We start from the raw sequence: 18,955 nt of genomic DNA, 5'->3' as shown, positions 1-18,955 counted from the left end.
CATTGCCCGCGACCGGCTTTTGCCGTTAGAGCCTTTTTCGATCGCAACGAGCTGCCGTCTCCAACCCCGGAAAGGCTCTAGCCGCCCATGCCCCATCTTCCCGAACATCTGCTGAACGGTTATCGGAACTTCATGAACGGCCGCTATCCCGCCGAAAGCGGACGCTACCGCTCGCTGGCGCGGGAAGGCCAGGCGCCGGAAACGATGATCGTCGCCTGCTGCGATTCCCGTTCCGCCCCCGAAGCAATCTTCGACGCCGGGCCGGGCGAGCTCTTCGTGCTGCGCAATGTCGGCAATCTGGTGCCGCCCTATGAGCCGGACGGTGAGTTCCATTCGACCTCGGCCGCGCTCGAATTCGCCGTGCAGAGCCTCAAGGTGAAAAACATCGTGGTAATGGGCCACGGTCGCTGCGGCGGTATCCGCGCCGCGCTCGACACCAACTCCGCGCCACTGTCGCCCGGCGACTTCATCGGCAAATGGATGAGCCTGATCGCGCCGGCCGCCGAGACCGTGGCCGCCAGCACGATGATGACGGCAACCGAGCGCCAGACCGCCCTGGAGCGGATTTCCGTCCGCTACTCGATCGCCAATCTCCGGACCTTTCCCTGCGTTTCGATCCTTGAAGGCAAGGGCAGGCTCACGCTGCACGGCGCCTGGTTCGACATCTCGTCCGGGGAGCTCTGGGTGATGAACAAGGAAACCGGCGATTTCGAGAGGCCGGAGCTGTAACGGAGGGGCGATGCACCGGAGCTGGTGGCGGTTCTTTCTCGCGGCGGCGTTGCTGGCGTCCACGATCGTTCGCGCCAGCGCCGATGACGGCGCCATCATCGACCGCTGGTATTCGGCGCTGCTGGTCGCCGACCGCACCGAACTTTCCGAGCTGCTTGCCGACAATGTGCGCTTGAACCTCGACGACATCGGCGTCGTCCAGACCAAGCGGGATTTCATCGCCTCGATCGACGAATGGCAGGGCGCGGTCGCGGGCGCCGTGATCCGCCATCGCATCGAAAAGAGCGAGAACGGTGAGACCACGGTGCTCGCCTGCTACGACTTCCCCAGCAACGACACGCTGATGCGCGAGACCTTCACCGTCGCCGGCGGCCGCATCGCCGCCAGCACCCAGACGGCGGTCGCGCAGGATTGCAGCGCCTACTGAAATATATTCGGGGGCGGCCCGAGTTGCGCGATGCGCGGCATCGCCCTACATCCGGGGCAGCCCCGCCTCTCAATTCACCGAACTCCCAGTTGGATCTGCCCATGTCAAAAACCGTCGACCTCGCCGCCCATCCGCTGACCGTCTGGCAAGGGCCGCTCGGCCTGCCGGATTTCTCGCGCATCGGCGACGATGATTTCGGCCCGGTCTTCGACGCGGCGCTGGCGGCGCACCGGGCCGAGATCGACGCGATCGCCGGCAACAGCGAGGCGCCGACCATCGAGAACACGCTGGCGGCGCTGGAGCTCGCCGGCGAGGCGCTCGACCACGTGTCCTCGATCTTCTGGTGCCGGGCCGGCGCCCACACCAACGACACGATCCAGGCGATGGAGCGCGACATCTCGCCAAAGATGTCGCGGCATTTCTCGGCGATCTCGATGAACGAGGAGCTGTTTGCCCGCATCGACGACCTCTATCAGCGGCGCGACAGCCTCAAGCTCGATCCCGAGACGCTGCGCGTGCTGGAAAAGACCTGGAAGGGCTTTGTCCGCTCGGGCGCGAAACTGGATGCCGAAGGCAAGAAGCGGCTCGCGGCCATCAATGAGGAGCTCTCCTCGCTCGGCACCAGATTCGGCCAGAATGTGCTCGCCGACGAGCGCGACTGGGCGCTGTTCCTCGACGAGGCCGATCTCGCCGGCCTGCCGGACTTTTTGAAGAGCGCCATGGCCGAAGCCGCCGAGATGCGGGGGCAGAAGGGCCGCTACGCGGTGACGTTGTCACGCTCGATCTACGAGCCGTTCTCGACCTTCTCCGAGCGTCGCGACCTGCGCGAGACGGCCTTCCGCGCCTTCATCATGCGCGGCCAGAACGGCGGCACCACGGACAATACCGATGTGGTGCGCGACATGCTGAAGCTGCGCGCCGAGAAGGCGAAGCTTCTGGGCTACGGCTCCTTCGCGGCGCTGAAGCTCGACGACACGATGGCCAAGACGCCGAAGGCGGTGCATGACCTGCTCGATCCGGTCTGGGAAAAGGCGCTGGAGAAGGCTGCCGCCGACCAGAAGGAGCTGGAGCGGCTGGCGACCGAAGCCGGCAGCAACGAGAAATTCGCCGCCTGGGACTGGCGCTTCTACCAGGAGAAGCTGCGCGCCGAGAAATTCGCCTTCGACGAGGCGGAGCTGAAGCCTTATCTGCAGCTCGAGCGCGTCATCGACGCCTGTTTCGACGTCGCCACGAAATTGTTCGGTATCACCTTCGAGGAGAAGAAGGGCGTCACGGTTTGGCATCCAGATGCCCGCGCGTTCGTGGTGAAGAACGCCGACGGCAGCGAACGCGGCCTGTTCCTGGCCGATTATTTCGCGCGCCCTTCCAAGCGCTCCGGCGCCTGGATGAGCGCGCTGCGGTCCGGCTACAAATTGGGCAACGGGGCCACGCCGGTCATCTACAACATCATGAATTTCGCCAAGCCGCCGGCCGGCGAGGCGGCGCTTCTGTCGGTCGACGAGGCGAAGACGCTGTTCCACGAGTTCGGCCACGCCCTGCACGGCATGCTGACCGACGTGACCTGGCCGTCGGTTTCGGGCACCTCGGTCAGCCGCGACTTCGTCGAACTGCCCTCGCAGCTTTACGAGCATTGGCTGACGGTGCCGGCGGTGCTGGAAAAGCACGCGCTGCACGTCAAGACCGGCAAGCCGATGCCGAAGGCGCTGCTGGACAAGATGCTCGCCGCCCGCACCTTCGGCGCCGGCTTCGCCACGGTCGAGTTCACCGCCTCGGCGCTGATCGACATGGCCTATCACGCGCGACCGGACGCGCCGGCCGAGCCGCTGCGCTACGAGGCCGAGACGCTCGAAAAGCTGCACATGCCCGACACGATCGCGATGCGTCACCGCACCCCGCATTTCGGCCATGTCTTCGCCGGCGACGGTTATTCAGCCGGCTATTATTCCTACATGTGGTCGGAAGTGCTCGACGCCGATGCCTTCTCGGCCTTCGAGGAGACGGGCGATGCCTTCAATCCCGAGCTGGCCGAGCGGCTGAGGAAGAACATCTACGCCGCGGGCGGGTCCAAGGATCCGGAGGAATTGTACACGGCGTTCCGGGGCAAGATGCCCTCGCCCGAGGCGATGATGGTGAAGCGGGGGCTGGTGTAGCGCGGCCTTCTCCCTTCTCCCCTTGTGGGAGAAGGTGGATCGGCGCGCAGCGCCGAGACGGATGAGGGGTGTTCCAGGGAACGCCAGCGCCTCACTCCGCTGGAGCACCCCTCATCCGTCCGCTTCGCGGCCATCGCCCGGCCCTTCGCAGGCTCAGGGCGTTCGAAGCTCGAAAAGCCAAGCAATTGGCTTTTCGTCCGCTAACGCGGACCGCTTCTCACCCCACAGGGGGAGAAGGGGAAGCGCTCCACGGATCCGCCACTCTTGGCCATATCGCCCGCTTCAGTTTCCTGTAGTCCGTCTTCGCCGGATTGCTTGGATAGGAACTCGGCGCCGCGACATAGATGATCTCGGCGGCGATCGGTTCGAAGCCGGCGTAGAAATGGTTGGTCGATTTGATCAGGAGGATGTCTTTCGACAGCGGATCGATGCCGATGTTGGAGAAGATGTCCGGCTCGAAGGTCTGGGTGCGGTTGGTATTGAGGATGACATCGACTTCGGTGCCTTCGATGCGCACCACCGCCGATGGCCCCAGCGTCACCCGGCTCGGGCCGAAACTTTGCCAGCCTTCGGCGACCGCCTTCAGCACCGTGACGCGGGCATCGATCGGCTCGCCGGCCTGAGGGCCGGCCTTGCCGCCGAAGCGCAGGTCGATGACGGCGCCTTCGCCGGCCGCATGGCAGAAGGTCACCGCGATCGGATCCCAGATCGTCGCCACGCCGACATTGCGCACGCCACGCGAAAGCAGCTCGCGCAGCACGATGGTGCCGTCGCCCGGCACGCCGCCGCCGGGATTGTCCCAGATGTCGGCGATCACCGCCGGCTTGTCCTGGCGCTTGGCGCGCACGGTAAGCGCCTGTTCGATACCGGCTGAGGCGGACAGCATCGTCATCGCGGTCTTTTCGCGCAAGGCGTAAAGCTCGCGCCCCAGCGTTTCGGCGAGCTTGTCGCCTTTCGCCTTGTCGTTGTCGGTGACGACGAGGATGCGCGTGCCCATTTCGGGCACGTCGGCGGCCATGAAGCCATGGATGACCGAGACCGACAGCACGCCATCCTTGCCGTGCAGCGCCTTGATCCTGTCGACGAAGGAGCGCATCGGCTCGCGGCTGGTCGGCAGCACCTGGATCATGCGGCAGTCGAAGGTCGAGATCTCCGGCTTGATCTCGCCCCGCGCCGCGGCAAGGCCGAGCTCGACGACATGCTCGCCGCGCTCGTAGAAATCGGTGTGCGGGAATTCGAGGAAATAGGCCATGACATCGCAAGCCGCGACGCGCTTCGGCGTCAAATGGCTGTGCGGATCGAACTCCGAGGCGATCACCACTTTCGGCCCGACGATGGCACGCACACGCTCCAGCAGGTCGCCTTCGCAATCGTCATAGCCTTGCGCCACCATGGCGCCGTGCAGGCCGAGGATCACCGCATCGACCGGCAAGGCGGCCTTGAGCTGGTCGAGGATCTCATCGCGCAGCGCCTCGTAGGTCTGGCGCTGCACCAGACCGCCGGGCTCCGCCCAGGTGGCGGTGCCTTCGATAACCGTTAGCCCTTCCTTGTCCGCACGCTTGCGCAAAGCCACGATCGGCGAGGAGCAAAGCGTCGGCGTCTCCGGATGTTTTCCCGGGCCGGCATAGAAGGCCATCTCGAACGAGGCCCGGTCGGTCGGCACCGGCGAGAAGGTGTTGGTTTCCGTCGCCAGCGAGGCGGTGAAGATGCGCATGAACGCTCCGTAGTGGATGCTTATTTTACGGCCCCAAGCGCCAGTCCGCGGACAAGGTAGCGCTGCAGCCAGATGAAGAGGATCGCCACCGGCAGGGTGGCCAGCAGCGTGGCCGCCATGACATGATGCCATTCGATCGTGTAGCGGCCGGCGACGAGCGAGAAGACCTGGATCGGCAGTGTGTAGCTTTCCTGGCTGCGCAGCATGGTGAGCGCGACGACGAATTCGTTCCAGGCGTTGATGAAGGTGAAGATCGCCGTCACCGCGATGGCCGGCAGGCAGAGCGGCAGGAACACCTTGCGCAGCGTCAGCCAGCGGCCGGCGCCTTCCATCCAGGCCGCTTCCTCCAGGTCGCGCGGAATGGTGTCGAAATAGCTCTGCAGCATCCAGACAGTGAAGGCGACGTTGAAGGCCATGTAGATGAAGCCGAGCGCGGTGGTGCTCTCGACCAGCCCCCAGGCGGCCATCAGCCTGAACAGGCCGAGCACCAGCACGATCGGCGAGATCATCTGCGAGATCAAAAGGAACTGGCGGAACGCGCCATAGCCGGCAAAGCGGAAGCGCGACATGGCGTAGGCCGCGGGCACCGAGATCAGGATGGCGCCGATCGTGGCGAGCGCCGAGACATAGAGCGAATTGGTGAGCGCCTGGCCAAAGCCGGTCGCCACCCACATGTCGGCGAAATTCGACCAGCGGAATTCGCTCGGCCACCAGGTGGGGGTCAGCACCTCGGTGCGCGGCTTGACGGCGGTGAGGAACATCACGGCGAAGGGGAAGATCGTCACCACGATCAATGGAGCCAGCAGCAGCCAGGCGATGATGGTGCGTTTGAGCTTGCCCGTCGTAAGCGTACTTGTCATGCCCGCTGCTCCCGCATGGCCAGCCTCACATAGATCATGGTGAAGACGAGCAGGATGGCGAACATCACCAGCGACACCGCGGACGCCTCGCCCAGTTTGCCGATGCGGAAGGCGAGCTTGTAGAGATGCGTGACCAGAATATCGGTGGAATTGGCCGGCCCGCCCTGCGTCATCACCCAGATGATCGGGAAGGAGTTGAAGACATAGATGGTGTTGAGCACGATGGCGATGTTGATGAAGGGCTTTAAGAGCGGAAAGGTGATCTCGCGGAACTGCTGCAAGGGCGTCGCACCCTCGAGCGCCGCCGCCTCATAGAGATCGTCGGGGATCGAGGAAAGGCCGCCGAGGAAGATCGTGGTGGTGAACGGCACCGTCACCAATATGCCGATCAGCACCTGCATCGGGAAGGCGGTCTCGGCGCTTGCCAGCCACTGGATGTTCTTGCTGATCAGGCCGAGCTTCATCAGCGCCGAATTCAGCATGCCGCTTTCGCCGTTGAGGGTCCAGCGCCAGACCACCGCCGTCATGGTCAGTGACACTGCCCAGGGCAGCATGATGATGACGCGGGCGATGCCGCGGCCGTAGAAGTCGGTGTTGAGGATGATTGCTACCGGGATAGACAAGAGCAGCGCGCCGCCGACCACCAGCACGGTCCATAGGCCGGTGCGCCAAAGTGCTGCGACGAAATCGGGATCGACGGCGAGCGCCCAGAAATTGGCCAGGCCACTGAAATCGCGCAGCTGGCCAAAGCGGTTCACGTCATGCGTCGAGATCTGCACAAGATCCCAGACCGGCCAGAAGATCACCACCGCAGCCAGGAGCAGGCTGGGCAGCGTCAGCAGGTAAGGCAGGATCCGGCTTTGCATCGGCTGGATGGCACCGTGTTGCGATGGATAGGACTTGCGGATGAATTTCGCCGATTTGCCGGCTTGGCTCAATCCGGCTGCGGCTTGCCCGGCGCGGAATAGCCACGCGCGTTCCGGATTGCGGGTATCGGGAAAGATGTGGCGCGCCCCGACGGGGTGGAGCGCGCCACGGGCGCAGGGAGATACGCCCTTATTTCTTCTTCAGCACGGCGTCGGCCTTGGCCGCCGCATCCTTCAAGCCGGCCTCGGGGTCGCCGCCGAGATAGATCTTCTGCATAGCGTCGGAGGTGATCTGGGCGATCTCCTCCCAGCCCGGAATGACCGGCGCGAAGCGGGCGTCGGGCAGCAGCGCGGTGAAGGCGGCGAGGTCGGCATTGTTGACGTAATAATCCATCTTCGCCTCTTCCTTGTTCACCGGCAGGAAGCCTTCGCCCTGCGTGAACTTGGCGCGCTGCTCCTTGGTGAACAGGAAGTCGAGTAGCTTCCAGGCCTCATCCTTGTTCTTGGAGTTCTTGAACATGATGATGCTATCGGTGACGCCGTAGGTGCCGCGCGCGCCGGTCGGGCCGGCAGGGATGGCCGCGACGCCGTATTTCAGGTTCGGCGCTTCGTCCTTGATCTGGTTGGACAGGAAGGGCGCGGTGATCATCATGCCGACTTTGCCCTGCTTGAACAGGTTCTGCACGTCCTCGCGGTTGTTGGAGGTGACGCCTGGCTCGGTCAGGCCCTCGTCGATCATCGACTTGTAGAGCTTGGCGGCTTCGAGCGCGCCGGGCGTGCTCAGACCGGAGGTGCCGTCCTTGTTGAGGATCTCGGTGCCGAAGGACCACATCGCATAGTAGTAATAGACGTCGGTCTCGATCTCCTTGCCCTGCAGGCCGTAGCCGAAGGCGCCTTGGGCCTTGATCTTGCGGGCGTCTTCCTGCAGCTCGGTCCAGGTCGCCGGCGGCTTGGCGATGCCGGCTTTCTCGAACAATTCCTTGTTGTAGTACATGGCGCGCGCGGAAGCCGCTATCGGCAGGCCGTAAGTCTTGCCGTCCATGATCGAGGGCTTCAGGAAGGTGTCGATGAAGCGGTCCTTGAACTCGGGCTTGATGTAGCTGTCGAGCGGCTCGGCGACATCCTGCTGCACGAAGTCGATCAACCAGCGCGTGCCGATGATCGAAAGGTCGGCATTGGTGCCGGCGGTGATGTCGGTGGTGAGTTTCTGCAAGAGCACATCCCACGGCACCACTTCATATTTGATGGTGATGCCGGGATTGGCCGCTTCGAATTCCTTCTTCACTTCCTCGAAATAGGGGCCGGTCTTGGCGCTGTATTCGGCGACGGTGACGCGCACCTCGCCGGCATCGGCGGGTGCTGCAAAAGCCAGCATGCTCATTCCGGCCAACAGGCCGGCAGTCCATTTCGCGAGGCTCATCTTATTTCTCCCATTGATGCACGTTGGCGCCTGGCTCTTGTGAGCACAGGATTTATGTTACTTTCCTACATTATCCATCATTTCACGCCGCGCAAGCGGATAATCATGTTGCTAAATTACATTTGCTTGACTAGCCTGTCGTCCTAAAATGAGGGGTGGAGGAGCGGGCAGCGTGGGTTCGAAAGCCGAGTTCGAAGGCAAGACAATCGTCGTCACCGGAGCCGGCGGCGGCCTCGGTTCGGCGATCGTCGAGCTCATGGCCGAGCGCGGCGCGCGCATCGTTGGCTGCGACCAGTCGATGGAAGCGCTGGCCAGTCCGCACATCGCCTCGCGCCATGTCTTCAACCTGCTCGACCGGGCCTCGATCGAAGCGGCTATCCCCGTGCTGCTCGACAAAGACGGCGTTCCCGACATCCTGATCAACAATGCCGGCTGGACGCGGGCCGAAACGTTGAAGGCGCTGACGGCTGATAGGATCGAGCAGGAGCTCGACCTCAATTTGACCGGCGTGATGACTTTCGCCGACCCGCTGATCAAGGCGATGGCCAAGCGCGGTTCGGGCAGCGTTGTCTTCGTCTCCTCGGTCAACGCCGTCGCGCATTTCGGCAACCCGGCCTATGCCGCCGCCAAGGCCGGTATCAACGCCTATGCCAAATCGATCGCGGTCGAGCTTGGCCGCGCCGGGTTGCGCGCCAATGTCGTCTGCCCGGGCTCGATCCGCACCGCCGCCTGGGACCATCGCCTGGCCAAGGACCCCGAGATCCTTGGCCGGCTCAAGCGGCTTTATCCGCTCGGCCGCATCGTCAACGCTTCCGAAGTGGCCGAGGCGATAGCCTTCCTTGCTTCCGAGCGCGCTTCCGGCATAACAGGTGCCGTGCTGCCCGTGGACGCCGGCCTGACAGCCGGCTACCTGCCTTTCATCGACGACATATTGGGAGCGTGACCATGACCGACGTCCAGTTCCGCAACCTGTCGAAATCCTTCGGCCAGCACAAAATCCTCGAGGACATCAACCTCGATATCAAAAGCGGCGAGTTCGTCGTGCTGGTCGGTCCGTCCGGCTGCGGCAAGTCGACCCTGCTGCGCATGCTGGCCGGGCTGGAGACGATCACCTCCGGCGACCTCGTCATCGGCGGCACGCGCGCCAACGAGCTGCCGCCGCAGAAGCGCAACATCGCCATGGTGTTCCAGTCCTATGCGCTGTTCCCGCATTTGAAGGCGTCGGAAAATATCGGCTTCGGCCCGAAGATCCGCGGCGAGAACCGCGCGACGATCGACGACAAGGTCAAGAAGGCCTCCGGCGTGCTCAACCTCTTCTCCTATCTCGACCGCTATCCGCGGCAATTGTCGGGCGGCCAGCGCCAGCGCGTCGCCATGGGCCGCGCCATCGTGCGCGAGCCTTCCGTCTTCCTGTTCGACGAGCCGCTCTCCAATCTCGACGCGCAGCTGCGCGTGCAGATGCGCACCGAGATCAAGGCGCTGCACCAGCGGCTGAAATCGACCATCGTCTATGTCACCCACGACCAGATCGAGGCGATGACCATGGCCGACCGCATCGTGGTGATGGATCGCGGCCGCATCCAGCAGGTCGGGCAGCCGCTGGAGCTCTATGACCGGCCGGCCAACAAATTCGTCGCCGGCTTTATCGGCTCGCCGTCGATGAGTTTCGTTTCCGGTGCGCTGAAGAGCGCCGACAGCAAGGCTTGGTTCGAGACTAAGGGCGGTGGCCGGCTGGCGCTTGCCGGCAAGGCGGCGTCCGGCAGCGATACGGTAGAGGCCGGTATCCGGCCAGAGCATTTCATGGTCGGCGCGGGTGACGACGCCATCGCCATCAAGGTCGATGTCGTCGAGCCCACCGGTTCGGAAACGCATGTCTACGGCTCGGTCGGCGACGACACGGTGCGCGCCGTGTTCCGCGACCGGCTGCAGGTGAAGCCGGGCGACCGGCTGCCGGTGAGCGTCGACCCGCGCAACATCCACCTGTTCGACAAGGCGACGGGCCTGCCGCTCTGAGATGATGAGATGAAGACCCCGGCCGACATCATCACCCGCCTGCAATTGATGTCGCAGGACGGCACCAAGTCGGACCGCCGGCTGGCCGGGCTGGTGCTTTCCGATCTCGATTTCGCCTCCAAGGCCGCCATTTCGGAGATTGCCGCGCGCGTCGGCGTCAGCGAGCCGACCGTCACCCGCTTCTGCCGCAATCTCGGCTGCGAGGGCCTGCGCGATTTCAAGTTCTACCTGGCGCAGGCGATCGCCATCGGCGGCCAGTATCTGTCGCCGGAACCGCTCAGCCGCGACGCGCGCGAGCAGCGCATCGCCTCGGCGATTACCGAGGCGGCGATCGCCGCAATCCAGCGCGCCAGCGAAAATCTCGACATGACGACGCTGATGGATGTCGCCGCGCGCATCGCCGGTTCCGGCAATGTGCTGTGCATCGGCTCCGGCGGCATTTCCTCGATGATGGCGACAGAGATGCAGAACCGGCTGTTCCGGCTGGGGCTGTCGGCGCTCGCCCAGATCGACGGCCAGCTGCAGCGCATGTATGCCGCGGTGGCGACGCCCGAGACGACGCTGGTCGCCTTCTCGGTGTCGGGCTATGCGCGCTCGGTGATCGAGGCGGTCGAGGTCGCGCAGCAATATGGCGCCGCCACCGTCGCCATCACTGCGCCGGACTCGGCGCTGGCCAAGGTCGCCGACACGGTCATCCTGCTGCAGCCTGTCGAGGACGGCAACATCTACAAGCCGACCTCGTCGCGCTACGCGCTTTTGGCCATCGTCGACATGATCGCCACCACGGTGGCGGAATCGCGCGGGCCGAAAGTGCTGGAGAATCTGCGCCGCATCAAGCAGAGCGTGAACACGCTGAAGGTCGACGATCCGAAGCTGCCGCTGGGGGATTGAGAAGAGCCGGCGTTGAAGCTGCCAATCTCCCCCCAAGCGGGGGAGATGGCCGGCAGGCCAGAGGGGGCCGCTGTCCCGCCTGCATCTCAAACTCTGGATTACTCGATCATACCCTCGACGCCTTTCGCCAGCTCAGCCGCATCTCCCAGGATTCGCAGCGTCTTCAGCCGCGATGTGCCGCCGGCGACCACCGAAACGGTCGACACCGAAACACCCAACGCCTTGGCGATCATCCGTTCCAGCGCTTGATTGGCGGCGCCGTTCTCCGGCACGGCGCGCACGCGGGCCTTGAGATGGCTGCGCCCGTCGGCGGTGGTCTCGACACCTTCGATCCGGTCGAGCGCGGCTTTCGGCGTCAGCCGCACGTAAAGGTCGATGCCGTTCTCGCGCAGCCGAAACGACGTGCTCATCAGCCGCCGGTCACGACCCAGGACCAGACGGTGGTGACCAGGAACTGCCGGATGAAGAAAATGATCAGCAAGAGAATGATCGGCGAAATGTCGATGCCGCCGAGATCGGGCATGAAGCGGCGGATCGGGCGCAAGGCCGGCTCGGTCAGCCGGTAGAGCATGTTGCCGACGCTGCCGACGAACTGGTTGCGCGAGTTGACGACATTGAAGGCATAGAGCCAGGAAAAGATCGCCGAGGCGATGATGATCCACCAGTAGATATCAAGCGCCATGACGATGGTCTGAATAAGGGCGATCATGCCGGTCTCCAAATTGTCGCCGACATGTAGCCATTGCGTGGCGAGCGGGCAAGGGCCGCCGGCCTTGGCGAGCGGGCAAGCCCGCAGGCTCGGCGAGCCGGCAAGGCCCGCCGGCCTCGGCGCATGGCGCGAAGCCATCGTTTCGCCTTGACATCAAACGGCCGCGACCGATACAAGCCCATCCGCTGGAACGGGGCTGTAGCTCAGCTGGGAGAGCGCATCGTTCGCAATGATGAGGTCAGGGGTTCGATCCCCCTCAGCTCCACCAGCCAGCACACGCTTGTGCTCCTCGTCGGCTTCAATCTTCCTCGCTCAGCATTTTGTGACCGCCGGATTTCGGGCCGCGTGCTTGGAACCAATGGCGGGGCAAGACGGTTCAGCTATACTTTTGAAGCTGATATGCCCCCGCCGGCTGGGTAAGCGGCGATGCTCGAGGAGTTTTCATCATGCAGATTTTGTCCAGGTTCCGTTCAGTCGCGGTGGCGGCAATCGCCGCCGCGGGCGTGAGCATTGCCGGCGCCGCGCATGCCGACAGCGGCACGATCCGCTTTTCCGTCTACAAGGCCGCCTTCTTCATCGGCGGCTCCGGCGGCGAGGGCACGCTGACCTTCCACGGCAAGCGCTATCCGATCTCGGTCGGCGGCGTCTCGGGCGGCCTCGCCTTCGGGGCGTCCAAAACCTATTTCCAAGGCACCGTGCGCCACATCCGCCGCGCCAGCGATGTGACGGGAGTCTATGGGGCTGCGGGCGGCGGCGGCGCGCTCGGCAAGGGCGCCCAGGTGATCGTCATGACCAATGACAAGGGCGCCCAGCTCGAGCTTACCGGCAGGCAGGTCGGCCTGCAGGTCAACGCCGATCTCAGCGGCATCAGCATCGCGCTGAAGCGGTAGGGCGCAACGCTCTTCGTGGAGGGCCGGCAAAGGCGCCGCCTGGGCGCCGAATGCCGGCCACTGTAAGTCGAGAGGCGTGCAAGCAGGCCTCGGCCCGCGAAGGGCTCCCGGCCTCGGGACGCCTCAATTGTCCCAATCATCCCAATTGTCTTCGTCCTGCGGCGGGTAGTCTGGAACGACCCGGATAATCCGCCGAGGACGCTGATAGCGCCAGTAATCCTCATCCGGCGGCTGCGGCTCATAGGTGCGGTAAGCGGGGCGGTAGTAACGCTCCCGCTTCCAGTGCTTGTGCTTCTTATGCGGTCGCACGCAGTAGCCGTCGTCGGTCAAATAGGCGCATGTGACGTGCGCCTCCTGCACCAAGCTATTTCGAGCCGGCACGCCAATCATCGGCGCCGCCTGGACCGCTGGCATCACCGCCAGCATGGTCCCAGCAAGGGCAAGAACAGACAGTTTCATCAGCCTCTCCAAGGTCTCCAGGTAAAAGCCGGAAGAACGTCCTGTTTGAGGGCGATTTGCGGCAGCCGAGATCACTTTGATTTTCGGCTGCACATATAAGCGTCAGATCATGTCTTGCGCCGGCGTCAGGCTGAGGTCACGAGAGCCTGTGCTGTCTTTCATACCGTCCCGCGAGCGGAGGTGGCACTGCACAGGGATTTTGACCGGTCGGCTCCGTTTGCGTTGGCAGGTGGCATGCCTTGGCGATTGGCCGAAACGTCCATCGCGATCGTCATTCTAGGGCGGAGCAGGAGCGAAGCTCCGTCGCGAAGCCCCTGGAATCCATGCCGTTACCTTCGCCAAGGCGTGCAACGGAGCAAAATTCTGTACCGTGGCAGCGCTTCCAAGTCACGGCATGGATTCTATGGTCTGCGCCGCGTCGCTTCGCTCCTTGCTCCGCCATAGAATGACGACGTTGAGGCGGCTTCACCCCTCTGTGTCAGGGAACTAGTTCGCCAGCTGATCGAGAAGCGTGTCTATTTCCCCTTTCTTTGGGGCTTCGGGCGAAGCAGGGGTAGCTTGCGGGTCGACCGGGGCGGGTTCCGCCGCCGGCGCGGCGGCCTCGGCTTCGGTCCCGCCACCGGCGTCCGAACTTGTTGGCGGCGGCGCCGCGTTTTCCGTATTGCCGTTGTCCGGCGCCACGACTGCTTCCGGAGCGGCGGGCGGGGTTTTGGGCCGGGGTGCGGCGTTGTGCAGAAGATCGTCGATCAGATCGGCCGCTCCCTTGCCGGAGCCGTCGCCATTCGAGCCCGTTTGGCCCTGGAGCAGCTTGTCGAGTTTCAGTTTTCCGGTCGGCAGCCCGAGGCGGCTCAACATATCCAGCGCGCCCTGCGGGTCCTTGGCCAACGCGCTCAGGTCCGGATAGGCACGGGGGGCGGACAGCGGACCCTGGACCACAATCGGCACCCCGATGCCCTTCACCGCGACGTCGCCTCCTTGTCCGGCGAGCGAAGCGATGACACGCGGGTTGAGATACATGTCGAGCGTCTGGTCGGCGAGGTCGATCTTGCCCGAGCCGTCCATCCGCACCAGCGGGCCCAGCAGGCTGATGTCGGTCGTCTGCGCGATGCCGTTCTCGATGGCGAATGAGGCGCCGAGTTCCGTGAATGTCGTCTTCTTGGCTTGATCCTGCTTGAAGCCTCCGGCGAGCAGCCCGACCAGGTTGTTGTAGACCTCCGCTATGTCGATGCCGCGGAAGGCGCCGTCGCTGAATTTCGTTGCCGCCTTGCCGCCGAGGGAACGGGCAAGCGACTTCGTGGTCTTTCCCGAGCCCGAAACCGCGACCGTCGCATCAAGCGTTCCTTCGATGCGGTCAAAAGCCGCCGCATCGTGGAGCAAGGGGGCCGCGGCCGTGCCGGCGATTGCGGTGTTCAGGTCCAGGGAAGCGGCGTCGCCGGAGCCGTCGGCGGTCATTTCCGCGGCAATCGTGCCGCCGTAGAAGGGGCTTTGCGGCACACTCAGGTGAGCCTTGCCGTCGGCCACCGTCAGGACGGTTGCGACCGGCCCGGCAAAAACCTTGCCATAGCCGAGCTTGTCCGCCGCGACCTCGATCCTGGCGTCAATTCCCTTGAGGAAGGAGAGATCGATCGGCGCGTCGGTTGCCCCGCCCGGTTTCTGTTTGCCGGCGGCGGCGGCCCCGCCGCCGCCGGCGAGCGCTGCAAAGTCGAGTTTCGCGAAATTGAGCGACGTGCGGATGGTGACAGGCTCCCCCAGTTTCACCGAGCCTTGCCCTGACGCCTCGACGCCGTTCAAGGCGACGGTGGCCTTCTGGAAGGAGAATTGCTGCGGGCCGGCATCGACATCGCCCTTGAAGGCAAAGTCCTGCAGACTGCGGGACGCGCTTTGTCCCAACCATTGCATCAGCTTGTCGAGCGAGGGCGACGTGGCCGAGACCTGGCCCTTGAACGTGCCGCCACCCCCGGCAACGCCGCTTATGCTGCCTTCGAGGTATTTGGAGGAAACCGAAAGGCTGATCGGGCCGGATGCGTCGGAAACAGAGGCACGGCCAAGAAAGGATGCGGGCGCGAGCTGGGATTTGAAGGTCACGGCCTGTCCCCGCCAGGCGAGCTTGCCCGTCAGATCGACAGGCTTGCCGATATCGCGAACCTTGGCGTCGAGATTGAGCCCGGTGATGTCGTTGGCCGTTCGGTCCTGCGCATCAGCGAGCGCTGCAAGCGGAAGCTTGCCCTCTCGAATCCCGATCGTTCCCTGCAGATTTGCGCTGCTGCGTATGCGCTCTGCCGTGAGTCCGCGAAACGCGAACCCCATATCGGCCGTGAGCTTGCCGGACAACGGCACGGATTGTCCGGCCAGCTTCGCTATCGAGCCGATATCCAGCCCTGAACTCGCAATATTGCCGCGTATGGTCGGAGGTGTTTGGCCGACATCCGTCGAGGCTTTCGCGGTGAGGTTTCCCGCGTCGAGGCCGAAGTGCTCCAGCTTTGCCTCGAGATGCCCGTCGCGCAATGTTGCACCGAGCTGGACGTCGGAAGCCCGTATCTTGCCGCCGACCAATTCATCGATGGCAACGCCGATGTCGGCGTCGAAAGCGGCCAGCATGGCAAGGTCGGGCTCTGCGGAACCGGCCGGTTTGCCAGCGCTGGAGCCACCCTTGCCAATATCGCTCAAGGCGTCGATATCGACGCGCTTCGCCGCCAGGTCGGCGAAGAAGTGATGCCGCGCCCCAGGCTGGAAGAGCGCGTCCATCTGAAAGCTCTGGTCGCCAATATCGAACTTTCCGCCCTTGATCTGATAGCTGCCATTGCCGTTGAGCTGGATCTCGCCGCTCGCGTGCAAGGAAGAGAATTTGGGAACCGGCGCCGGGTCGAGCCGCGCCTCGATGGCGATCTCGGCCGGCAGCCGTTTCAGGATCGGCCTCAGCGCGGAAAGGCTCCCGCTCATTTCGATGCGGCGGCCGTTGCTGGTGCCGGCCAATGAGAACGAGGTCTCCCGGTCGAGATCCGGGACCCTCAGATCGGCGTCGATTGCCGTCACCGTGGCGATGTTGCCGGTCGACGCGCCTGAGGTCAGGCTGCCATTCGTTATCGTCAGTTGGTTGATCGCCAGCCGCTCGAGCGTATCGACTATCGCCGCGAACGGATCAGCCTGAACCTTCGGTTCCGAAGGCGCCGCCGCGTTCGCCGAAGCCTTGAGCGCGATTGTCGGATCCGCCAGCGCGACAGACTGTATCTCAAGCTTCTTCGACCATAGCGACGACAGCGTTATCGACGTCGAGAACCGTGGAGCGGATATCGCGATGTCGCCCGTGCCGGTCGAGAGCGAGATATCGTCAGCGACCACGGCCAGCTTGGGCAGCAGCGACAATCGGACTGGCCCGTCCAACCGAATGGTCATTCCGGTCGCGGATGACAGTTGCCGGCTCAATTCGGCACGAACCCAGTCGGTTGAAACAAGAGCGGGCAGAAGGAAGAGCAGCCCGACGACAAGAACAACAGCTACGGTGAGTGCAGCGACGATTTTTCTCACATCGACCAGCCAAAAACGATCGGAAGAATCAGTATCGTTGAGCATACATGCTTCCGGCGCCTGACTGAATCCTGCCGTCGATTGACGCCGCGCCGGGCGAGAGCCAAGCTGACGCTTCGCCGCAAGCATCCGCCCGACGTGGTGCTCCGCCTATCTTGAGACTGCCGGCGCGCTGTGGCGGTGTTGGCGCGCGTAAGCCACGCAGGCGTCCACCGTGCTGACGCACAGCGCATCGCGGCTGTTCGGCAGGTTGTTGTCACCGGCATAGGCCACCTCGGCGACGTGGCCGTTGAGCATGCGGATCTGCGTGTTGCAATAGCCGCCCGGAGCGACGTTGACCGACCCTCCGACCGCGGGGATCGCACCCACTGCCATCGTCGGCACAGCAATACTGAGATTGCCGCGTTGCACGGTGCGCTGATAGGTCCAGATCTGGCCGGATGACCCCACGTCGGCCGTTGCGCTCGGAAAGCCTGCGCACATGCGAATGTCGGCTTCGCTCAGTCCGACCAATTCCTTGCGGGCCGCGGCAGTGGTGACGTCCTCCTTCGCGAGCCGCGACGTATCGTCGGGGATGACGCAGGATGACAGGATGGGGATGCCTGCCGCAAGAAGGGCAAGTTTTCGAATGCGCGAAGATGTCATGCCGTCGATTAGGGTTGCGTGTCGCCCGGCCTGCCCAGTTGCCTACTTAGGCAATCGAGCAGCGGGATCAACCCGCAAAGCCGCTCACGAAAATGTTGTGATGAGACGCTCACGCCACCCGGAAGTAACTCGTCATACCGGTTTTCTGGTGCTCGATGATGTGGCAGTGCAGCAGCCAGTCGCCGGGATTGTCGGCGACGAAGCCGAGCTGGACCTTCTCATTGGGCTGGATCAGATAGGTGTCGGAAACCAGCGGCTGGACGGCCCTGGTCGATGACGACAGCACCCTGAAGCTCATGCCGTGCAAATGGATCGGGTGCGCGTGCGGCGTGAGGTTCTCCATGTCGATTATGTAGCTTTGGCCGAGCTTCAGTTCGGCGAGCGGCGCGGTCGGGTCCGGCGTGTCGCCGGGCCACGGCACCTTGTTGATCGCCCAGAAACTGTAGCCGAGCGAGCCGCAAACGCTGTCGGCCGCAACGTTCTCGGCCGTGGCGCTCAGCGCCAGCGGAATGCGCCTGGCGCCGGCGACATCGAGCTCCGCCACCGGATTGGCTTCGAGCCGGCCGACATCGCGCAATTCGTGCTTGAGCGTTTTGCCGACCGAGCGCAGCGTCGCCAGGATTTTCGGCTTGGTGCCACGGACGTCGCGCAGGCTGACGATCGCGCCTTCCTCGTCGGGCATGCGGATGGCAAGCTCGAGCCGCTGGCCGGGTCCCAGCTGCAAGGCATCCGGCGTGAACCGTTGCGGCACCGGGTTGCCGTCGAGCGCGATGACCGTCGCCTCGGCGCCGTCGACGCGGAAGGCATAGATGCGGGTGACGTCGGTGATGGCCGCGCGCAGCCGCACCAGACCGCCGGCGGGCGCATCGAATTGCGGCTGGTCGAGCCAATTGGCGGTGCGCACCGTGCCGAAGGTGCCGGCCTTGGCCGCGTCGCGCGGCCTGAACGGCTCGATGAACTGGCCGTCGTCGCCCAGCCGCCAGTCGCGCAGGTTGACGATCATCTCGACATCGAAGACCGGATCGTTCGGATTCTCGACCACGATCACGCCGGTCAGGCCATGACCCATCTGGATCAGCGTGTTGCAGTGCGGGTGGTACCAGAACGTGCCGGCGTCGGGCGGCGAAAACGCGTAGTCGAAATGGTCGCCCTGATAGACATAGGGCTGCACCAGGAACGGCACGCCGTCCATCTTGTTGGGAACGCGGATGCCATGCCAGTGGATGGTCGTCGGATCGTCTATGCCGTTGACCAGTCGGGCGGCGAAAGGCTCGCCCTTTCTCATCCTGACCACCGGCGGCATGCCGGCCTCGCCCCAGGTCAGCGCATTTTTCGTCGGCGCGCCTTCCATCAGTTGCGCCTGAATGCTTGCGGTCTTCAGGATCAGCGGCTCGGGCTTCGGCGCCGCCCAGCCGGTCAATCTGCCAATGGCTGCCGCGCCGGTTCCGGCGAGACCGGCGACAGCGGCGGTTTTGAGGAGACTGCGGCGGGTTAGCATCGTGATCTGATTTCGGCGGCAGGACGCCACGGCAAAGTTGAACGGTTCAGCCGCGTATCACCATCCGGCGCGCCGGCCTAGTGCGTTTCACCGTTTCACGGAAACGGCGAACCGCATTATCTCCTTGTTTTGACGCAATTTCGGACGGAAGGTTACGGC

At 64.1% G+C, this 18,955-nt stretch carries 17 protein-coding genes and 1 tRNA gene; 8 read left to right on the top strand and 10 right to left on the bottom strand.

Annotated elements, in window-relative coordinates; all coding sequences use genetic code 11:
• Positions 1-87: 87 nt before the first annotated feature.
• The 3 genes from RFM52_RS11720 (at position 88) to RFM52_RS11710 (ending at position 3,306) form a co-directional block, all read left to right on the top strand.
• Positions 88-729, top strand: a complete 642-nt coding sequence (locus tag RFM52_RS11720) for a carbonic anhydrase (RefSeq protein ID WP_320297514.1) — start codon at positions 88-90, stop codon at positions 727-729.
• Positions 730-739: 10 nt separating this feature from the next.
• Positions 740-1,156 (top strand): nuclear transport factor 2 family protein, encoded by a 417-nt coding sequence (locus RFM52_RS11715; RefSeq protein ID WP_320297515.1) that lies wholly within the window; start codon positions 740-742, stop codon positions 1,154-1,156.
• A gap of 101 nt (positions 1,157-1,257) precedes the next feature.
• Positions 1,258-3,306, top strand: a complete 2,049-nt coding sequence (locus RFM52_RS11710; protein ID WP_320297516.1) for a M3 family metallopeptidase — start codon at positions 1,258-1,260, stop codon at positions 3,304-3,306.
• A 217-nt stretch (positions 3,307-3,523) separates the two neighbouring features.
• On the opposite strand, the gene RFM52_RS11705 is transcribed toward RFM52_RS11710, so the two are convergent.
• The 4 genes from RFM52_RS11705 to RFM52_RS11690 form a co-directional block, all read right to left on the bottom strand.
• Entirely contained in the window at positions 3,524-5,020 is a 1,497-nt protein-coding gene (locus tag RFM52_RS11705; RefSeq protein WP_320297517.1) for a M81 family metallopeptidase, read from the bottom strand.
• 20 nt (positions 5,021-5,040) lie between these two features.
• Positions 5,041-5,880: a carbohydrate ABC transporter permease gene (locus RFM52_RS11700; RefSeq protein WP_320297518.1), complete on the bottom strand. Its 840-nt coding sequence runs from the start codon at positions 5,878-5,880 to the stop codon at positions 5,041-5,043.
• On the bottom strand, positions 5,877-6,746 hold the full coding sequence (locus RFM52_RS11695; RefSeq protein WP_320297639.1) for a carbohydrate ABC transporter permease: 870 nt from the start codon (positions 6,744-6,746) through the stop codon (positions 5,877-5,879). The genes RFM52_RS11700 and RFM52_RS11695 overlap by 4 nt, the downstream gene beginning before the upstream one ends.
• A 190-nt stretch (positions 6,747-6,936) precedes the next feature.
• Positions 6,937-8,166, bottom strand: a complete 1,230-nt coding sequence (locus RFM52_RS11690) for an ABC transporter substrate-binding protein (protein WP_320297519.1) — start codon at positions 8,164-8,166, stop codon at positions 6,937-6,939.
• Positions 8,167-8,338: 172 nt separating this feature from the next.
• Here RFM52_RS11690 and RFM52_RS11685 point away from each other — a divergent pair, with 172 nt between their 5' ends.
• The 3 genes from RFM52_RS11685 to RFM52_RS11675 are packed head-to-tail and all read left to right on the top strand — an operon-like array spanning position 8,339 to position 11,070.
• Positions 8,339-9,109 (top strand): SDR family oxidoreductase, encoded by a 771-nt coding sequence (locus RFM52_RS11685; RefSeq protein WP_320327847.1) that lies wholly within the window; start codon positions 8,339-8,341, stop codon positions 9,107-9,109.
• 2 nt (positions 9,110-9,111) lie between these two features.
• Positions 9,112-10,179, top strand: coding sequence for an ABC transporter ATP-binding protein (locus tag RFM52_RS11680; protein WP_320297521.1), 1,068 nt, complete (start codon positions 9,112-9,114; stop codon positions 10,177-10,179).
• A gap of 9 nt (positions 10,180-10,188) precedes the next feature.
• A complete protein-coding gene (locus RFM52_RS11675) occupies positions 10,189-11,070 on the top strand; it encodes a MurR/RpiR family transcriptional regulator (RefSeq protein ID WP_320297522.1) in 882 nt (293 codons plus the stop codon).
• A gap of 98 nt (positions 11,071-11,168) precedes the next feature.
• On the opposite strand, the gene RFM52_RS11670 is transcribed toward RFM52_RS11675, so the two are convergent.
• Both RFM52_RS11670 and RFM52_RS11665 read right to left on the bottom strand, forming a co-directional pair.
• The gene (locus tag RFM52_RS11670) at positions 11,169-11,480 is read right to left on the bottom strand and encodes a DUF167 family protein (RefSeq protein WP_320297523.1); all 312 of its coding nucleotides are present in this window, start codon (positions 11,478-11,480) and stop codon (positions 11,169-11,171) included.
• A complete protein-coding gene (locus RFM52_RS11665; protein ID WP_320297640.1) occupies positions 11,480-11,779 on the bottom strand; it encodes a YggT family protein in 300 nt (99 codons plus the stop codon). The genes RFM52_RS11670 and RFM52_RS11665 overlap by 1 nt, the downstream gene beginning before the upstream one ends.
• Before the next feature lie 192 nt (positions 11,780-11,971).
• Here RFM52_RS11665 and RFM52_RS11660 point away from each other — a divergent pair.
• Both RFM52_RS11660 and RFM52_RS11655 read left to right on the top strand, forming a co-directional pair.
• Positions 11,972-12,047, top strand: a tRNA-Ala gene (locus RFM52_RS11660).
• Positions 12,048-12,225: 178 nt separating this feature from the next.
• Positions 12,226-12,669: a lipid-binding SYLF domain-containing protein gene (locus RFM52_RS11655; RefSeq protein WP_320297524.1), complete on the top strand. Its 444-nt coding sequence runs from the start codon at positions 12,226-12,228 to the stop codon at positions 12,667-12,669.
• Positions 12,670-12,792: 123 nt separating this feature from the next.
• On the opposite strand, the gene RFM52_RS11650 is transcribed toward RFM52_RS11655, so the two are convergent.
• The 4 genes from RFM52_RS11650 to RFM52_RS11635 all read right to left on the bottom strand — a co-directional run bounded on the left by RFM52_RS11650 (position 12,793) and on the right by RFM52_RS11635 (position 18,802).
• Positions 12,793-13,128, bottom strand: coding sequence for a hypothetical protein (locus RFM52_RS11650; RefSeq protein WP_320297525.1), 336 nt, complete (start codon positions 13,126-13,128; stop codon positions 12,793-12,795).
• Positions 13,129-13,614: 486 nt separating this feature from the next.
• Positions 13,615-16,698 carry an AsmA family protein gene (locus RFM52_RS11645; protein WP_320327846.1) on the bottom strand — a complete coding sequence of 1,028 codons (3,084 nt, stop codon included), beginning with the start codon at positions 16,696-16,698 and terminating at the stop codon, positions 13,615-13,617.
• A gap of 105 nt (positions 16,699-16,803) precedes the next feature.
• Positions 16,804-17,298 (bottom strand): hypothetical protein, encoded by a 495-nt coding sequence (locus RFM52_RS11640; RefSeq protein ID WP_320297527.1) that lies wholly within the window; start codon positions 17,296-17,298, stop codon positions 16,804-16,806.
• Between the two features lie 109 nt (positions 17,299-17,407).
• A complete protein-coding gene (locus RFM52_RS11635) occupies positions 17,408-18,802 on the bottom strand; it encodes a multicopper oxidase family protein (RefSeq protein ID WP_320297641.1) in 1,395 nt (464 codons plus the stop codon).
• Positions 18,803-18,955: the final 153 nt, after the last annotated feature.

The sequence above is a fragment of the Mesorhizobium humile genome, assembly GCF_033977215.1.
GTDB lineage: Bacteria > Pseudomonadota > Alphaproteobacteria > Rhizobiales > Rhizobiaceae > Mesorhizobium > Mesorhizobium humile.
The sequence above is the reverse complement of the archived record's forward strand: the minus strand, read 5'-3'. Positions and strand labels throughout refer to the sequence as shown.